The following is an 18,340-nucleotide window of genomic DNA, read 5'->3' as shown; positions in this document are numbered from 1 at the left end:
TTTCATATTTCCACAAAAAATTTCAACAATCTGAAAACAAAAAGCTAGCAATAGAAAAAACCAATGCAGAATTAGAAACACAGCTAGCGAAAACACACAACGCATACCTCCAACAACAGATCAACCCACACATGCTCTTCAATGCTCTTAACTTCGTCTATAACAATAAATCTAATACCAGCAGATCCGCTCACTGTTGCAGATCTTGCATGATCATTTAAGTCATCGAAATCATCTCTGAAGTAATTCTTTAAGTTAATAGTTGAATTAAGATCAAGGTGATATTGTGGGTCGTGACTACGAGGATTTATTGACTGTCCTGAGGTAAATATACCATTACCCCTAGAGGTATTTCCAAAATTATCCCACCAAAAATGGATGGAATAATTGCTTGGAAGGGCTTGCGCTTTTGCTTTTGTATTAACAGAAATTATTGCTATCAATACAATTGATAAGATAAAAATACTTTTACGGTTTATCATTAGTTTTTCGTTTAAAAAAGACGTTGGTTTGTCTTAACCCTTCTTCAAACATAAACTATTTAATGTTAAATTGTCTAAATAAAATACAAAACCAGTATTTCTAAATTGACCATGAACTTCTGCAAAATATAGCATATGGAAAGTTTGAACCACCTATGTTAGGTGCTTATATCTACCTAAAAAGCAAAGAGACAAAGGATGATCAACTGTTTCGGACAATCGTTCAAAATCTTCAGAACAAAATATTGGTAGAGAACCTAGATGCACCTGATCTGTGGGCTCTTAATTTACTTAGCTATGAACACTTTAACGAAACGTTCACTTCTGAGTCCAGAACATCCATCAACGGTACGCCAATGCTAAGAATCGCTTATGATACAATTAAAAGGGCTGCATCCAGATACAGATGGCTTGTTCCAGAAGGAAGTTTTAATGATCTGCGCATTGATCTTTTAACTGCCCGTTTAGTAGTAAATTTCTTTTTTTCTTTTTGGCGTTTTAATAACGGATTCACCCGGAATAAAGTTATTCATCAGTGGCAGCGTTGCCGGTTTTATTCTAAATTGCTCGCTCCATGCAGTCGATTTGCTTGTGTTTTTCTCGTCGCAGTGCTCTTCAGTATAACGTACCACGACATCTCCCGTTGATAAATTGTAATCAAATTTGGTAAAATTATCGCAGGGCGCACCAAAATTTACCTCTGCACCAATTAAATACCAGTTGTTGTTCTGGAAGCGATACCGATGTCTATAATTCCATTTGTCGCGGCTTCCACCAAAATGCTGAATAACAATCGCTCTTCTTTCGATCGAAATTCCGGCGTATGGATTGCCCATCATACCTCCGGCCTGATCTGACAATAAGGGCGAGCTGGTTTGATACCACAGTTGCCATTTAGCGTTAGCTTTTTTAAATATAGCCAAACACTGAATTTTGCCCATATCTCCGTCAATCGGGGTTTTATAACTGATTACCGCTTCATCACCAGTAATATTATCAAGGTCTCCATAAACGATATCGATCACTTTCCAGAGTTTGGGTGTAAATTCTTTAAGGTTGCTGGCCTGCCTGATTTTTATTTCTTCATCATAATTTCCATTTGCCAGGGCATCATTATATTCACTTACCTGTTTTTGCTTTTTCGACGCCCATTTTGGCATTTCGGTTTCAATATTTTTGAATTCTCCGGGCATTTTAGGTAGGGTAAAAATCCGCTCTTTTGAAGTCGGGTTTTGATAGATTATTTCCCTGATTTCTATCGATTGCAGCTGTTTTTGTCCGTATACACCGTTTTCGAGTGGTTGATAATAGGTTCGTTTTTCGGTCCAGTTTCCCTTTGCGTCATAAACGTAGGTAAAATGGGTAGGACTTAATACGTTTCCGGTATATTCTGTCATCTGTTCAAAAATGGGGTTTTCATGCTGATCATATTTTCTTACCATTCGCGACGATTTTTCTGTGCCCAATCTATGGTATCGTTGTTCGATACGTTCTTTATAATTATTGCCGTAGGTGTATTCTGTTCTGTTTTCTAATGTTCCGACAGGTTTATACCATATTTCCGACAGTAAAAAGCCATTTTTATCGTACGTTGAAACCACTTCACGATCATTGAAAACGTAACCTTTGGCTAGAATGGGTTTGAATTGCCCGTTTATCAATTCGAATTTTTCCAGCTTTGACTGGTATTCGGGCCTGGATTTGCTGAGTTGAGGAAGTGCAAAGTCGTAAGTTTTAGTTGGGCGTGCAACCGAATCAGCGCCATATTCTGTTATTATCACATTGATATGCTTTCCATCAGTAACCTTTAAATATTGAATAAATGCCTCATAAACAAAAGGTTTTTGAGGTAAGGTAAAGTATTTTACCTGCGCTTTCAGCACTCCGTCCTGATCATAAATCAGCCAATCTCGGTTTGTTTTGTTTGCATTTTGCTGTAGTTCCTTTAAGATCAGGTTTCCGGTTTTACTGTCGTAATGATATTTCTCAGTTGTTTGAGTTTGACCATAATACTTTACACGATATTTTTTTCTTCCGTCTGGCAGGTATTCTGTATAACTTTCCGGCACATAGGGTTTTCCGCCAATCATCCTGATGTTTTGGCCAGGACCATTTTTAAGTTTAGCTTGATAAATTTTAGCCGAATAAATATTACCACCTTTGAAATTGGCCATATCTTCATAGGCGCTGTTGATTACAAAATTATCGAGGTTGTTGTTGATTACATTTGGCTGGCTCTGCCCGGAGCAGGCAAAATTAAAAAATAATAGGCCAGCAGCTGAAATGTTTTTTAGAACGATTGATAGTTTCATGTCTTTCATATTTATAAATCAATATAGTGTTATACATTTATTAATCTGATGAAGTTTGAAAATCGGTTAGTTTGATCGATTCTTCGCGAAGTTTAATTAGGATATTGATTTTGATGGCATAAATCTCAGTACCGCTGAAATTGTTTGCGGATTAGCCAGCCAAAGACTGAAATTATACATGTAAACGCAAAATATTTTTTTTAAACCGAATATAAGTGATAAGATGTACATCCATTTAACTTATCCATTTTCCGTCTATTTAAAATGATGAAGATTCCAAAATTGAATATTTTACTGGAATGGTATGCTAAAAACGTTTCTAATATTTATTCTTATACCAGAGTAAAATGTTCAAAGATTTTTTAAACCTCAGGTTTCAAGCAGTGATATCATAATACTTCCAACTAAGTTCATCAGTATCAAAACCATATACAATACTAATTTTTAAGTATTTAAATCCCAATCGTCCTATCAGAGGTATTGAAACTACTTTCAATAATAATATAGAGCAGTTTGTCAATACGAAACGGATAAAAAGGCAGCTAAGCTAATGCGGCCATCCATCTCTCCTCCCACCAAAAGACTATGGCATAACGGACTACTTCCCTAAAGCGGGTACTTCAACGAAACTGGTCACTCCGTTTCGGATCAAACTCTACGCTAATGTTACTGCCGGGCACAGGGCAACCGACTAAATTTTTCCTTTCCACCGACCGCATAGAATCACCAACCCCAAAATTTCTCCCCTCCCTCAAGCGCCTACTTTAGCCCAGTCCAACAAGAAACCAGATCCTTTCAGGCACAGCATCTGCCTGCGAATCTTCATGCGGTAAAGCAACATAAGGCAGTCAGGATGCGTTAGTCAGAGTGAACATCTCCCACAATCATCGTTATTTGTGGTAACTATTGATTTTTTTTTGTATTTATCATATCTTAGCTTAAGTTATACTTATAAATACACTACTTACTATGAAAATTTACAAAACATTATTGTTTGCCGGGCTTTTGTTCGCCTCAACTTCAATTTCGGCACAAATTGTGACCGGCCAATGGCAACCTGTTGCCCCTAATGACGTCCAGCCGCTTAGCCCCCTTCCCCAGGAAGGCTTATTTGGTTTCTACCAGGAATGGAATGGTACCGGTAACCTGGTACTGACCTATGGGAATCATTCCACAAAGGCTTTGAACCTCAAAAAAACCACTCCAAGCGGTGCAAATGACAGAATTAAATCAATGGTACTTCAAGGCCCCTTGAGTAATACCCAAATTGTGGTATTTGATAACCCCGATGGACAAACAGATGATGATTATGCTGTTATTAAAGTGGAAGGAACTTTACCTCCGGGAATCCGGGTGGTCATTCCAAGCTTCGACATTGGTGCAGCACCTGGTGTTTTCTGGGACGGCGGTAATGGTAACCGGGTTGTTGAATATTTTTACTACCACAATGGCTTAGACGGTAAAATTTCTCATATTAGCCGGGCAGTGGGCCAATAAAGCGTTATCAATTATCGAAAAATCACTATTACAGGTAATAGTGATTTTTTAGCTTAGATTTTTACAATTAGGGTAGATGAGTTTTATCAGTGAATATGGGACCATTACGCCATTGAGTTCTGACATCAATGTCCATTGAAGATTTGCCCGAAAGCTAATGCCAATACCTGCTGTGCTGGTCCTTCAGTACCCAGGCATTACTATACTCGATATGCTTAGATCGACAAATCATTTCCTACTGACCCTTTACCGTCAATTTGCTAATATACAAGCCAGCAAAACTTTACAACAATTTTCGTTTCCGGTTAGATGGGGTCAATTCACTCTGGCTTTTCCATTAAAGTCACATTTATACCACGGATGATGAATATAGTTGGATGATCAGGCACAAGAGTTTTACAGGGAAATACCCTTTTCGCCTTTAATAGACAAACTCCCGTGCCTGCAGATAATTTAAATACCATAAATAGCCTTCACCCAACCGGCATCTTTGGTGGACGGGGATTTTGTACCACTCCAGGAATTATCGATCCAGGTGGAACCATCCAGTCGTGTCGTAGTTGGAAGACTGCTATTGATCGCGCCATATCCATTGTATGATCCATAAAGCATAATTGAACTGATGTCAAAAGTGGTCCCACCATAATTCATGCCGGTAAGTTTATTATATCCCGATTGTGCTGCCGTAGTGATATTATCCCATTTTACAGCGATATAAGCATCACGATCTGCACGCAGCTGTTCATGGTGTAAACCGATGGCATGACCCAGCTCATGAACAACAATGCCTTTAGCCTCCGGATTCGAAAGATTCATTGTCGCCCCGCTAACATAGCCCACAGTACAATTATTCGCACTTCCCGGCTGTATAGTCAGGTAATAGCCCGAAGTTACCGCCTCAAAGATAATTCCTGATTTTGCGGTCCAGTCGGCCATGGCTGTCAAGATAGTGTTTGTCTGAGCAGTAGTAAATCCAGAGGCAAACCTATAGGAGACTTTGTGGTTTGGCCACTTGTATGCTCCTGCCGGCCCGTGTCCTTCGGTTGTAACTTCCGGTAGTTTTGTGGTAATCTGTTCATCTGGAATAACCATATCGCCATTAAAAATATTTCTACCGTCAACTCGCTCGTAACTGATTAACGAGCCCAGGTAATAGCCCTGCCTCAATTCCAGACTTTTTGCAGCAGGGTTTTCTTGCGCTGAAACCTGTTGCGCGTTGTTGTCATTTTTTTTGCACCCCAGTGAGAGCAATAGCAATACCATAAAGGATAACGCAAATAATATTGTCTTTTTCATAGTCATAAAAATGTAGTTTAAATACTAATTTAATGTATTTTTTTTTACAATTAAAAACAAAACTTTCTGTCTGCAGCTGGTTAACTGTTGGCAACGGCTGTTTGATTGATTAGATTTAGTACAGGTGTTAATCTAAAAGAAGATTTGCAATCGTGTTGGTACGGTATTGTAGCACATCGGTGAATTAGCCCTCCCCATTTGCTTGCTCAATGAACAGTCGGTATTTATTTTGACCGTATTGAGTAAACTTTGCAGGGAAAGCTTCCGGTTATTAAACTTAGTTGATTAATAAAAATTTAAAAGGCCGAAGCTTTGTTCCTAAGTTAATAGGTGTTATAGATCAGGTTTTAATATACTTGCTCTTTTAGACTTCTGATGAGCGGATCATCGGATCAAGTGAAAAGGGCATATTGGCATCTCAAGGGTAACTACTGTTATTGAACCTATCATGCCTACTGGCTTTCCAGATAGATAAATAGCTACGCGCATCCTTAAACCGCTTTTTCAATGGACTGGAAGACTTCCTTTCAGCAAAAGATATTGTTAGCAGTCAGAGTCAAGTATCCCGCTATCGAAAAAAAATACGATGCTATTCTGTATAGGCTGGTTTATAACCAAAGTTACAAAGAAGAGTTTCAGGCTTCCCTTGAAGAATGGCGCGGCGGCGAAACGCCAACACAAACTTCCTGATCAACTCGTCAGATGATGAAACCGTTAATATAATGAGCGGATAAAGATTTCAAAACCGAAATTCCAAAAAAACTTTTTTTGCTCGTAAACACATTGCCCTCACGTCGCATGAGCACATTTCAATTTAATTAAAATCAAGTCAGGGCAATACTAGTAAACCGTATACGAAGTCTTAAAATTGCGGCTACCTATCCGCTCATATCTTGCCCTAGCGCATATAAATTGACGTTTGGATGCTTGGATGAACAAATTAGCGCGTCAGGCCTGGCCGGGTAAACATGCCGGCCTCCCTAAACTGGAACATAGGCTGTGACGGATTGGGTAAATATTTCATCAATAGGCGTTTATGCTTTCATCCTAGCCATAAATGTTTTATCTTAGGCCATAACAATCTCAATCTTATTAACGTGACACTACTCTTCCTCTCGATCAGCCCGATTACAGCCTGGATAATTGTACTCACCGCGCTGCTGGCCGGCATTTCCGTTCCCCTTAAAGAAAAGGATACCAAACTGGAAAAGTTTATTCAAAAATACGGCCTCAAAACCAAGGCTAGCCTGGTTACCGTTGTGCTGGTCTGCATTTTGAGTCTTTGGAATGAACATAATAATAACCGGGAGAAGCAAAAGCAGGACAAGGAATCGGAAGATTTACGTCAAAGCCTTAAAAGCTTAAGTAGTGAGAACACCTTCATTACGGTTAACCTTAAGCAAATGGGCATTGATTACCGAAATGGGCAGTTCTTTCCGGTTACCCGGGTGGCTCGGGAACTGATTTCGGAGATGAACAAAAGCAAGGCACCTGAGGCTACTTTTGCGTTGAATTTTAATTCGCCGGTTATCAAAAAATATATCCTGGGACATACAAGCCTTCGGTACGCGCGGGAATCACCGCTGATCATCAAGGTGGGTTATAGCGGGAGGATCGCTGAAGATCTCAATGGTTTGCACTACTACCCTGCGGGATATTTGACGATTGAAATTGACCAATTGCAAAGGAAAATGATCACTGACATCGAGCTTACCCAAACCTATCCAAGGGGCGCCAGAGAGTCGGCTATACAGCAGGATTTGCAAGCCCAGCTCGAAGCGCACATTCAAAACCAACCACAAAAAATCGCTAAATACATTCTCAAATGCTTAAACTAAGATACTTATGCTGCCTGTTCTTGGTATGCTGCAATATTGCCTTAAAGGCGCAGGAAAGAAATACGATTGTGTTGCATGCCCGCGATGCACCGGTGCTGTTGCCGGTGGTGGAAAAAATCCTGGATACGATGACCTTCAGGGGCAAAAAAGTATTTGATGCAACGACTAACCTGAATGAGGTATTTTCGAATATTGAAAACGACAAATCCAGCGCGGCCGCATTTATCTTTTTGACCAACAAAAACCTGAGACTCTCTAAAAAGGATATGTTGCTCTACGATAGTCTGGCTGCTGAAATTGCCAATTATAAATATTTTCTGAACATACACATTAATAAGATCAATACCATGCTGGAGATTCAGTTTTACCTTTACAAAACCAGCAACCTCGGGGTGAAAAGGCGCATTGGGCCCAATGACCTGTTAGCCTCGGCTAAGGTGAGTAAACCGGAATACTACACCTCCTTTATCGTTGATCTGGTTAAAAATGACTATAATGAGCGCATTTATTGGGAAGTGACCAAGATGTTTCCCTATTATAACGAGTTGCCCAGCGCCGTGATTTCAAGTCAGCAACAGCTTAAAAAGGTATATGACCTGGCCGTCGGGGATACTTTGGCCTTTGCAGGTGATTATTCTACTGATCGGGAAACCTACGCTAAAAACCTGAATTTTACCTGGTCGAGAAAGCGAATTGACACTGGGGTCAAATCGCCTGCGACCGGCAGGTCACTGGTTTCAGACCGGAGCGCGTTCAAGTTTATCGGACATGAAGCAGGCAGGTTTAGAGTATACCTTTCGGTGTCTGATGGTGCGAATGTTTCTGCGGAGGATTCAGTTGAGGTAAGGGTGAACTACAGGCCCAAGATCCAGGTCAGTTCGACTAAGGTCGTGCGTTATACTTACGGTACGGTCTTTCCACTGAGAAATTATGACCCTGGGACTTTTTTTGTGAAAGTGGAAAACTTTTCGAGGCCTTTTCCAACGCTTCATATAGAAAAGGATCCACTTGATTCAATTAGATTCGAGGAAAAACGTAAAAAAACTCTCCGTTATCGCCTGACATCACTTGCGTTTTCGCGCTTACCTAACCTGAGTTGGATCAATAACGCTAAATCGGAACCGAAACCCTATTCACTGGATACCTTGTCCAATGGTTATTTAATCAAAATGGATCGGGCGGAAGCAATGGAAGATTTATGGGCGAGCTATGAGGTATCGGTTTCCAATTATAACTTAGGAAGTGATAAGGTAAAAATAGTCTACCAAAATATTGTTTACTCAGCACCTTCGCTTTATGTAGCGTACGAAAGTTTTTCCTTCGGGCGCTTTTCGTTAAACCGGTTTGAGCAGAAGCCTTTTACAAACAGGAGGATGTTAAGGGTGGGAATCGCATATAATTTTATTGCAGAATTTTCCAGAAGAAGGGGAATTTATGGCACCTTTAGTTTTGGCAGTACGAAAGCCAACCTAGTAGAGGGCATGGATGTGGACGCCCCTTTGGAAACTACCCTTTATTTCAAACTTGCGAACTTTTTCCCGGTTGTATTTGGCGCTTATGGCCGGCTGGTCAATGTGCGCACGGTGTATATTGAGATCCCCAAGTACATTGAGGTAAAAGATAATTATCGGCTAATCGCTGGTGGTATTCTGGGATTTTACCTGCATCCGAGTAAGAAGTTGCCATTGGCGATTGTGGCAACTGCCGGGGTACAGTTTTCGCCAATTAGGGTGAACGGACTCGAAATTGGATATGGATTTTCAAATATTGGCCTTAAATATTTTTTTCGCGGCTAGTGGATAGCTGGCAGTTTAGCCGTTGTCCTTCCAGTCGCCGCGTCCGGTGAGACAAATCTCCCTGATCAGCCCGGTGACCACAAACCAGAGCTGCTGCTGCACCTCTCCTTCCCTAAGTGTGTTTTTTAATGTGAAAAAACGGCAAGGAAACGATCGTATGCTCCACAGCGTTTTTAAAATCTCATGACAACGGGTAAAAGCCTTCCGGGACTTTTAGCAGCTGCCCAAAGCATTTCTTACTGCCCATAATTTAAAAAGCTATGCGTCCCGACCAAAAAAAGGGAGCCGCGGCTCCCTCCTGTATCCAAGAATCCTATAGGATCCGTTTAAAGAACGATGGCTGAAATGATCGGTTAAAAATTGATTATTTCAGGACTCAAGATATGCCCAAAAGGAGTAAAAAAGGAAGTTTATTATAGGAAAGCCCTTCACCACTATACGAAATCCCAAAAATGCCAGGCAATATTTGTCTCTTTTATACTCATATACTTGCTGATTTAAAAGACAATTCCGATATTGGTAAGACATCTAAATTTCTTTCTATGGAACTTACCAGTATCGCTATCGATGATGAGCCGCAAGCCCTTGCCGAAATCGGGGAACTCCTTTCGCTTACTCCAGGGATCAACCTACGCGCAACTTTCAACAATGTAAACGACGCCATCCACAATCTTCAGGAATTCGGACCGGTGGATATCGTCTTCTGTGATATCAGCATGCCGGTTACCGACGGTATTAAAGGCGCAAAGATGCTGAAAGTCTATTGTGACCACTTGGTCTATATCACTGCACACCGCAACTACGCAGAAGAAGCATTTCACGAAGGCGCATCCGGATACCTGGTCAAACCCATCAACCATGAACGCCTGATCGAAAAGGTAGAACAGCTAAAGGAAACCCAGGAAAAAAACCGGCGGATAGAATATAGCGAAAAGAAGTTCGCCTTCATTACCGGAAAGACCAAGCATAGTTTTATCCAGGTGTTCTACAGCGAGATCATATACTTTGAGGCGCTGCTCAACCATATCAAGATCATTACCACCAGAAATACCGAGATCACCTATATAGGTCTTAAACAACTGGAAAGGGACCTGATGCGCCATCCGGACTTTATCAGGATCGGTAAATCGCACATGATCTCCATCAACTACCTGAAAAAAGTCGAAGGTAACATGGCCTTCATGAGCAACGGAGAATGTCTCTCAGTCGGGGAGAAATACCGGAACGCATTTACAGCAATCCTCCGGAAAGGCATGCTTAGCGGAGGTTAACGTTTGAAAAAACTGTAGTAGCCGTTGTCGTCAGCACTGTGGTCGGGTCTGTACTGGTGGTAGTCGGTTCTGTTGTTGACCTGATCGGCTGACTCGCACTTTTACAGGTGAACACGGTCCTTTTCTGAAGTTTTTTTGCTATGCTTTTCATGGCCTATTGCGTTGATTGACCAATTTTACCCCAGCCGGGCCGCCTGCACATTTTTACTATATGACAGACCTTAACGACGATATGAGATGCGGAATTTTAGCAAAACGAATTTCGGATCCACCTGATCTGCTGGACGGTTTACATCTTTTTAGAAGTCGTACTGGCGGGATTTATCGCAGGAAAACTCAGCAATTTCTTCCTGTATGTACCCTTCTACATCATCAATGTCGGCGTATTTTATCTGCACGCCTTATGGGTAATGCCCTTACTGAATAATAAGCAAAAAAATAGGTTGCTGTATTTCTCCTTGGCGGTAATCGTCGAATGTGTATTATACCTGGCCGCTGCAATACTGGTGAATTTATTTCTCGGCCGTATCGGGCTCAGGGGATCATCAGCATTAATGGTTAACTTAAAATACCTGGGCATCACGAGCTGGCGGGCAAGCATTTTCATCATATATGCCAGCGGTTACTATTACCTTAAACGACATTTGGAGCAAAGAGAACTTGAGCTGCACCGAACAGTGGAGATTGAAAGGCTAAGGATTTAACTGGTCATCGCAGAAAAAGACTTTCTTCGGGCACAGATCAACCCGCACCTGCTTTTTAATACCCTTAATTTTATCCGGCATGCCACCAAACACCATACCGCCGACGCATCATTCGCCATCTCCGCCCTAACTGATCTGATGGAATATGCACTGGAGGACAGCAAAAGCGATTATGTTCCCCTCAATAAGGAAATTGAACAGATGGAAAACCTGATTGAGCTGAACCGCCTGCGCTTCGAACACCTGCTCAACCTGAATTATACCAAAGATATCAGCAACGTAAAAGCAGTCATTTTGCCGATCATCCTCCTGACACTCGCCGAAACCTATTCAAACATGGGATAGTACACGATCCGGATAACCCGGCCAGTATTGAGATCCGTGCTAATGACCATCAAATCTTCTTCAGGACCAGCAACCTGGCCGCAGCGAACGGAAAGACTACAGGGGGACAGACTGGACTAAAAAACATCAGCGCCAGGCTTGCTCATGCTTATCCGCACTGTCATGATTTTGCTTATGGGACCAAAGGAGACCGCTTTGAGACGCAGCTGACAATTACTTTTAATTAAACAATCAAAGGGCGGTATGATATCAGTATCCGAGAGCGTTTCTAGACCTTGGCAGCATAAAACATTACCGGTAAAATTTCGGGCCGGAACTAAAGTCCGGCCCTTTCGCCACGCCTGCCCCTTGCGGTTAGGGTTTACTCTTGTGATCAGGATTCTTTGTGAAGAAAGGCACATCAACATACATCGAATCAATTGGCCGCATCGTTCATAAGTTCTGAATTAGCTTTGAAATTTGGAAGTACAATTGGTTAAGTAAACCCAAAATAAACCGGACCTGTCAAAAGACAGTATCCGGCTTTATTAACGCTCTCAATGACAAGATATAAAAAATAATTCACTATACCCACTTTGGACCAGAATTAAAAGCTTTTATAATAACCAAAATATATGCCATACTGAGAAACCTCAAATTTTCAAACTGATTTACCCCTTTCAAACTCTTTTGCAATTGGTTTTCCCTTATCTTAACCATCTTTTTCCCCATGATAGCCACTATTTCCAAGCATCCAAGCCAGTATCGGCCGTATAAAACGTTGTTCTATTCTTCTCTACAACAGCTCAGCCGACAAAACCGTAATGCCGGCGATGGTTCTTTGGCTTTACCCCAGATGAGGTATCAGAACAGCGAATAATGCTTATATTAGCGGCTTTAAAATTGATCGCTCTCATGAGATATAAAATCCCGTACTTCCTCAGGACACCTGCCCTGCTCTTGACCATCTTGTCTACGCTATTCATTCAGTCTTGCAAAAAGGAACCGGAAATCCTGCCTGTAAACCAACCAGCAGCCACTCCTCCCACCATTCAGGGACTCGCTAAACTTTTCACTGACAGCATCTCGGACCTGAGCAACTTCTCGGTTACCTTCCGTGGCAGGATACTCGACCAGGGAGTATCAGCTGTAAGCGAATCCGGGATGGTTGTTGATACGGTACCAAACGCCACCATCAGTAAAAATCTCAATAAGTTTAAAGCAACTCCCGATGCCTCAGGACAGATGAAAGTGATTGTGACCTACGTACCTGAAGGGACCACTTATTACATGCGCACCTACGCGGTTAACAGCGCCGGAACAGCTTATGGCAACGAGGTTGTATTTCACTCCCCTGAAGGGAAAAGTACCCTGGAGACCTTCGAAATCAAAACCCAGGAGCAACTTGTCGCCCTTGGCGCAAAACATTACACCAGCGTGCAGTCCCTGCGCATCGGCGGCACGGTGAGTGACCTGAGCCCCTTAAAGGACCTGGCCTTTGTTACAGGAGGCATGGAAATCAGCGGCACCAGCCTTTTAAAGGACTTCAGCGGGCTCGAACACCTGGAGATGGTCGGTACTAATTTCCCCAACAGCCTGCGCCTGGAGGGCAACCGGGGACTCATTTCGCTTAAAGGCCTCAATAAGCTCAAAATGGTCCGGGGCTATTTCTATATTCTTAGCAATCCGTTACTTACAGATCTCAGGGGCCTGGACAGCTACACGATGACCAATGCAGGGGAATTCAGGGTCGACAACTGCGCCAGTTTGCGTAGCCTTGACGGCATTGAAAGCATGATCTATTGTTATGATGGCCTCGCTATTATGAACAACCCGCTGCTAAACGACCTAAAGGCACTCCGGAACCTCAAAGGAACAACTGGTATCATTATCGGTGCCAATAGCACACTGACCAATTTAAATGGACTGGAAGGACTGACCCAGGTGGGCATTGGCGATCTGGAGTTTGCCAGCATCACCCTACAGGGCAACCCTTTACTGACGAGCCTTGAAGGACTTAAAAACATCAGTAAGTGCGGCAATCTGAATATTAACGGGAACGCTTCACTAAGAAGCCTCAACGGTCTCAACGCCCTTTCAGAACTGAACTATGTACAGGTCACCAATAACATTTCCCTGGCGGATCTTCAAGGGCTTAACGGCCTGAAAACGGTCAACAATAACCTAAAAATATGGGAAAACCACCAATTGGCAAATATGGATGGGCTTCAAAAGCTGGAGAAAGTAGGCCGGCTGGACATTGTAATGAATAAAGGAATAAAAGACCTCAGTGGCCTGGACGGCCTGAAGGCCGTTACCGGGCCAAACGGTTACGCCATAACCATCTCGCATAACGAAAACCTGTTATCCCTGCACGGACTGGAGCAGCTCGGCTCTTCTACCGAAGGGATACAGATCATGTATAATAAAAACCTGGCGGATTTCTGCCCGTTGAAACTATTAATGAGCAGCTATAAAAGTTACTTTTCGGCACTGGACAACAAAATCAAGATGGATCCGCAAATCCTGCAGAGCAGCTGCAAATAGGCATCTTAACGCATCCATGTAAAAAAAGTAACGTTGTTCGATCTTGTGGAGGATAATGTGCAGATTTCCATTCTTCCAGCAGCATCAACTCTGGGATCAAGCGGAACGATTTCGGCTCCCTTCCTAAACTCTGCGATGAAACCTCGGATATTATTATTTATATCTGGTTAATTGCACGACCTCATCTCGGCGTCCACCATTACTGGAAACGGTCAGCGGGTGCAACAGCGCTCATTTAAACAAAAGACAAAGCGGCTGACCCGCTCCCATTTTGCAATTAAGAGGCGCTTAGCACAGTCATTCAGCCAATATTATCTAAGGTTTAAAATCTGTTTCGCTTACGTCTGAATTGATCTTCAGCTCCACAACGTTCAGGGCCTGCAAACTGTTCTTGTTCCCTATTTTCATTTCGGATGCGAAGGTCAGGCCTGAATACTTTTGATAATTCAGGTAAATTGTTGTGGAAAAGCTGTTTTTGTTTACATCTTCAACCTTATCATCACGCTGCAGCAATTTGGTTTCCTTGTCAAAATACAACAGCTCAACCAACCCACTTTTCCGGGTTGCCTTAATTTTGTAACAGTCCTTTAGCCCCAGTTTTTCCTCATTCAGAAATTTAAGGGTCCAGAGTTCCGGCCTGATCCAGTCAAGTTCATTAAAAATATTTTTTCTATCAAACTTGTCTTTAAACTCAGCAAGATCGGCTTTTTTAACCGCACCATTAACGGTTTCAAAAGCCTTTTTCCCATCAAACCAGTTTTGAAATACAGTTCTGCCTTTGTATACAATCTTAAAACTACCCTTATTTGGCAACATTTCCCTTGTAATGTAATTGACCTCCCTACCCTCCGTTTCTGTCTTGATATCAGTGTACAATGTTGTAATACTACGGAGAAAGGTTTCTCCACCCATTGCCTCAATGCAATCTTTTACGATGACTGTGGGATCCGGCTTCGCGGCCTCCTGGGCCCGAAGCGTAACGCTGCCAAAAGCGGATAGCAACAGAATTGATATTATTTTGGGAAAGTTCATATTTTATTTTAAATATTAGGTATACTGATCGTACGGTTTTAATCTGGTTTTATCTCACGCAAAGCCTGCGACGGCTCGCTCCCTTCCGCACCCATCATTTTACCCGTCTTAAAGTCATACCCGAATTCATCATAATCCGCATTACCCTCTCCTTTTGGATTATCGCCATACTGATTGGGGCCAAAATCACCTGCAGCAAAAAACATCATCAGTCCGTAAAAAGGGACCAACTGCCACCAACCTGATCTACCCAGATCATGGCAGCGTTTTGCACCCTGAGAAATCAACAGATAAATAGGCAGAAGTAAAATAATCACGATCCAGCTGCCAACTGCCTTATTGTTCTCAAAAACCAGAACAAAAAAGTAGGTAATCATATAGAGAATCTGGGTTAAGGCAAATTCCGTACGACGGATCCTGCCATAAAAAGAAAGGGGGGCTTTGAACATTAGAGAGGTATTTATTTAGCTATTGGTTTGATGCGGACTAAAATACTGATTATTTGATCTGATCTCAAATATTTTTTTCACCTGATGGCCGGAGGCTGCCCCTGGTTGAAACCTGCTGACTACAAAAAATATCAAAACGAAGAACTTTTTCTCTGCCTGTTTCCTTTTAACGGCTTATCAGGATGTTTCCCTGTCTGTAATTCTGACCAAAGGTAGCATGGTGGCAAAGGTCCGGGATTTAAAATTCACAAGGCTTGAAAAATAGGTTTCCAGTAGGCTCAAGTTTAAAGACAAAAAGCTTTATGGACCAATCAAATACTAACCAACTGCTCCCGATCACCATCGTCAACATCAAACTCCTCATTCTTTACCTTATCTTCTTCCGACAACGCCCTACCTTCCGCCCTCGCCAAAATCTTCCCACACTCTTCCTCCAACAAAGCCGCAACCTCATTTTTAATCATCATATAATTTTCCACGATATCCCCATAACTCACCTCCCTCGGCCTTGGAATCGGCAAATAACCTTCCATCTCCTCCGCAATCGCCTGATGGTCATTCTGTATTTCACAATGAAACATTTTCAGTTTAATCTTCTCCTCCGGATTATCCGCCACAATGCCCACAAACTCCCCCGATGACAAAGAAGCGATCTTAGAAGCCGGCACCGCATAATCCATCTGCGTAGACCTCGAAATCGAAATATCAGAACTGTTGATACTTTTGCTTTCCTTATCCTGTACGATCTTTCCAAAATTCTCAGACAGTTTTTTCGCTGTATCCCCACTCACCTGCCCACTGATAATATTGCCTACAATGTTCGTGATGACATCCGCCTGCTCCTGCCCGTAATCCTTCCTCAACTGCGAAAAATCCTGCAATCCTAAGGTAGTTGCACATTTATATCCTCTCGCTACCGCAATATGACTGTCCATTCCCCCCACAAAAATCGAAGAATACTCATCGAAAACAATGCTACTTTTCAGCATCCCCTTTTCGTTCACCAGCTTTAACATCCGGTTCACATAAAGCGAAAGCACCGCCCCATAGGTCTGCACCTTCTGCGGATTATTGCCCATACAGACAATCTTCGGCTCCAGAGGGTTATTGATATCCAAGGTGAAATCATTACCGCTCAACACATAATACAACTGTGGTGAAGACAGCCTGGCCAGGCCAATCTTGGCCGAGGCAATCTGCCCTTCCAGTTGTGGCATCGCCTTGCGCTGCAAAGCAGAAATAAATGGATTGATCAATACCCTGATCTCCGGCTCTTCCTGCAACACCGCAAATAACCTGTCATATTCCGCCTGGATCAGCTCAATCGCATGCGGTAGACCGATAATGTAATCTTTTTATGAGAATCGACCAATGTAAAAAAACAGTTGATCGTGAGACCACTTTTTGACCATAACATAAAATCCAATATTGCAAGGTAAGATCCAAGCGGTATCTCTTTCTTATCATAAGAATAGTTTTTAGGGTCGAATCCCGCTTCTAAAGCAGGGAAGAATTCGAGGACTGTTGTTTCCATGTTATTTTGAATTTGATTTCAAAATTGGTAAGGAAAACACAAAGGTTATCCAATGTTGGGTAGATTGGTTGTTAGAAAAAAAGAGAACCTTTCCTTGTAAGCATCAAATTATGCTCAAATCAAAATTCAATAAGTGAAACAGAATATTTTCAATATGTTTAAAGGTCTAAATTATCAATCATGAAAAAATTCAAATCCAAAGGATTTCAAAATTTTGAATCCGCTCATTTTGACCTCAACATATTCATCAAATTTTCTATAGCTGCCGTAGATCATCTTTCAGATAATAATAGAAGCAAAGAGGAACTTACCAGTTTTGTTGCTCATTTACTTAATAATGCAGGGGAAAGATGGGGACTATCTAGATATGATGAGCCATTTGAAAAATTAACCATGGTTCGCTCAAGAATTACCAAATCGGGAATTATGTGGGTATACTCAGCATTTGAAGTATATGTAAATTATGCCCATAGTTATTGCGCAAATAGCGTCGAGGTTTCGGCAAATACAAAGCCTGAAATCCTCGAAGACAAAGTAAAAATTGAAGTACTGTTCGGTAAATATAGCTGGAACATTAATCAACTGGATTATTTAATGCCTTTGCTTAAATTCTATACAGAAGCACGGCATTGCATCGTACACAACATGGGAAAAGCAAATAATACCATGTTGAATATCTTAAGCTCCAATGAATTTAAAACCGCAGTTGAAAATTGGCCGACAGTTCTTGCAGGCAGAAAGCTATCCGCGCCGACATTAATTTTATCCGATGGCAAAATTGTTTTCAATCCACATCATGCGATAACCTATTCCGATATCTGCTGGAGGATCGCGCGCATTATTGACGAAAATATTTTTACAACGCTCAATATAGATCATTTTCTCTTAGAAACTGCTTCGAGTAGATTGGATAAGTCAAATATTTTAGGAACAATAGAGCGAAAAAACATTTACTCCTATTTGAGAAATTGTCTAAACCAAGACCTCAATATCTCCCTAAAGGATGAGGAAATTAAAGAAATTCTCGAAACTAAATTTGTTCTAGACGAATTGAAGATAAAATTTAATACGATGAAAACTTTTCTGAAAAAGACAGAGATTGAAACTCAAGCTGCAGATAAAAAGTCTAGAAAAAAAAGTCATCATAGATAATGCATGGATAGATTTTTCTGATTAAGCAATTCTAATTGATTGATGTCTTCAATGTTTTTCTTAACAGTGAAATAATCACTTATCTCCTAATGCGATCTTTTTTCTA

At 41.6% G+C, this 18,340-nt stretch carries 16 protein-coding genes; 9 read left to right on the top strand and 7 right to left on the bottom strand.

Annotated elements, in window-relative coordinates:
* Positions 1-83: 83 nt before the first annotated feature.
* The gene (locus FFJ24_RS26445) at positions 84-482 is read right to left on the bottom strand and encodes a hypothetical protein (RefSeq protein WP_246862746.1); all 399 of its coding nucleotides are present in this window, start codon (positions 480-482) and stop codon (positions 84-86) included.
* Between the two features lie 464 nt (positions 483-946).
* Complete coding sequence (locus tag FFJ24_RS05650; protein WP_138823354.1) at positions 947-2,794, bottom strand: hypothetical protein; 1,848 nt, start codon at positions 2,792-2,794, stop codon at positions 947-949.
* 969 nt (positions 2,795-3,763) lie between these two features.
* Between FFJ24_RS05650 and FFJ24_RS05645 the strand changes: the two genes are divergently transcribed.
* Entirely contained in the window at positions 3,764-4,291 is a 528-nt protein-coding gene (locus FFJ24_RS05645; RefSeq protein ID WP_138823352.1) for a hypothetical protein, read from the top strand.
* A 453-nt stretch (positions 4,292-4,744) separates the two neighbouring features.
* Here the strand turns inward: FFJ24_RS05645 and FFJ24_RS05640 are convergent, their stop codons facing one another.
* Positions 4,745-5,587: a M12 family metallopeptidase gene (locus FFJ24_RS05640; RefSeq protein ID WP_168202393.1), complete on the bottom strand. Its 843-nt coding sequence runs from the start codon at positions 5,585-5,587 to the stop codon at positions 4,745-4,747.
* A 507-nt stretch (positions 5,588-6,094) separates the two neighbouring features.
* Between FFJ24_RS05640 and FFJ24_RS26300 the strand changes: the two genes are divergently transcribed.
* The 7 genes from FFJ24_RS26300 (at position 6,095) to FFJ24_RS05605 (ending at position 14,067) form a co-directional block, all read left to right on the top strand.
* A complete protein-coding gene (locus FFJ24_RS26300; RefSeq protein ID WP_138823348.1) occupies positions 6,095-6,277 on the top strand; it encodes a hypothetical protein in 183 nt (60 codons plus the stop codon).
* Between the two features lie 317 nt (positions 6,278-6,594).
* A complete protein-coding gene (locus FFJ24_RS05630; protein WP_138823346.1) occupies positions 6,595-7,425 on the top strand; it encodes a hypothetical protein in 831 nt (276 codons plus the stop codon).
* Positions 7,413-9,221 carry a hypothetical protein gene (locus tag FFJ24_RS05625; RefSeq protein ID WP_138823344.1) on the top strand — a complete coding sequence of 603 codons (1,809 nt, stop codon included), beginning with the start codon at positions 7,413-7,415 and terminating at the stop codon, positions 9,219-9,221. The genes FFJ24_RS05630 and FFJ24_RS05625 overlap by 13 nt, the downstream gene beginning before the upstream one ends.
* 542 nt (positions 9,222-9,763) lie before the next feature.
* Positions 9,764-10,492 (top strand): LytTR family DNA-binding domain-containing protein, encoded by a 729-nt coding sequence (locus tag FFJ24_RS05620; RefSeq protein WP_168202392.1) that lies wholly within the window; start codon positions 9,764-9,766, stop codon positions 10,490-10,492.
* A 443-nt stretch (positions 10,493-10,935) separates the two neighbouring features.
* Positions 10,936-11,196, top strand: coding sequence for a hypothetical protein (locus FFJ24_RS05615; protein WP_138823342.1), 261 nt, complete (start codon positions 10,936-10,938; stop codon positions 11,194-11,196).
* Entirely contained in the window at positions 11,197-11,541 is a 345-nt protein-coding gene (locus FFJ24_RS05610) for a histidine kinase (protein WP_138823340.1), read from the top strand.
* Positions 11,542-12,435: 894 nt separating this feature from the next.
* Positions 12,436-14,067 carry a hypothetical protein gene (locus FFJ24_RS05605; RefSeq protein ID WP_138823338.1) on the top strand — a complete coding sequence of 544 codons (1,632 nt, stop codon included), beginning with the start codon at positions 12,436-12,438 and terminating at the stop codon, positions 14,065-14,067.
* Between the two features lie 315 nt (positions 14,068-14,382).
* Here the strand turns inward: FFJ24_RS05605 and FFJ24_RS05600 are convergent, their stop codons facing one another.
* The 4 genes from FFJ24_RS05600 to FFJ24_RS05585 all read right to left on the bottom strand — a co-directional run bounded on the left by FFJ24_RS05600 (position 14,383) and on the right by FFJ24_RS05585 (position 17,082).
* Positions 14,383-15,099 (bottom strand): outer membrane lipoprotein-sorting protein, encoded by a 717-nt coding sequence (locus FFJ24_RS05600; protein WP_138821485.1) that lies wholly within the window; start codon positions 15,097-15,099, stop codon positions 14,383-14,385.
* Between the two features lie 38 nt (positions 15,100-15,137).
* Positions 15,138-15,548: a DUF805 domain-containing protein gene (locus FFJ24_RS05595; RefSeq protein WP_138821486.1), complete on the bottom strand. Its 411-nt coding sequence runs from the start codon at positions 15,546-15,548 to the stop codon at positions 15,138-15,140.
* 311 nt (positions 15,549-15,859) lie between these two features.
* Complete coding sequence (locus FFJ24_RS05590; RefSeq protein ID WP_371716958.1) at positions 15,860-16,834, bottom strand: type IV secretory system conjugative DNA transfer family protein; 975 nt, start codon at positions 16,832-16,834, stop codon at positions 15,860-15,862.
* 29 nt (positions 16,835-16,863) lie between these two features.
* Positions 16,864-17,082 carry a hypothetical protein gene (locus FFJ24_RS05585; RefSeq protein WP_138823334.1) on the bottom strand — a complete coding sequence of 73 codons (219 nt, stop codon included), beginning with the start codon at positions 17,080-17,082 and terminating at the stop codon, positions 16,864-16,866.
* Positions 17,083-17,262: 180 nt separating this feature from the next.
* Between FFJ24_RS05585 and FFJ24_RS05580 the strand changes: the two genes are divergently transcribed.
* Entirely contained in the window at positions 17,263-18,234 is a 972-nt protein-coding gene (locus tag FFJ24_RS05580; protein ID WP_138823332.1) for a hypothetical protein, read from the top strand.
* Positions 18,235-18,340 lie beyond the last annotated feature (106 nt).

It is taken from the genome of Pedobacter sp. KBS0701 (genome assembly GCF_005938645.2).
GTDB lineage: Bacteria > Bacteroidota > Bacteroidia > Sphingobacteriales > Sphingobacteriaceae > Pedobacter.
Note: the sequence above shows the minus strand (reverse complement) of the source record. Positions and strands in the feature narration are given on the sequence as shown.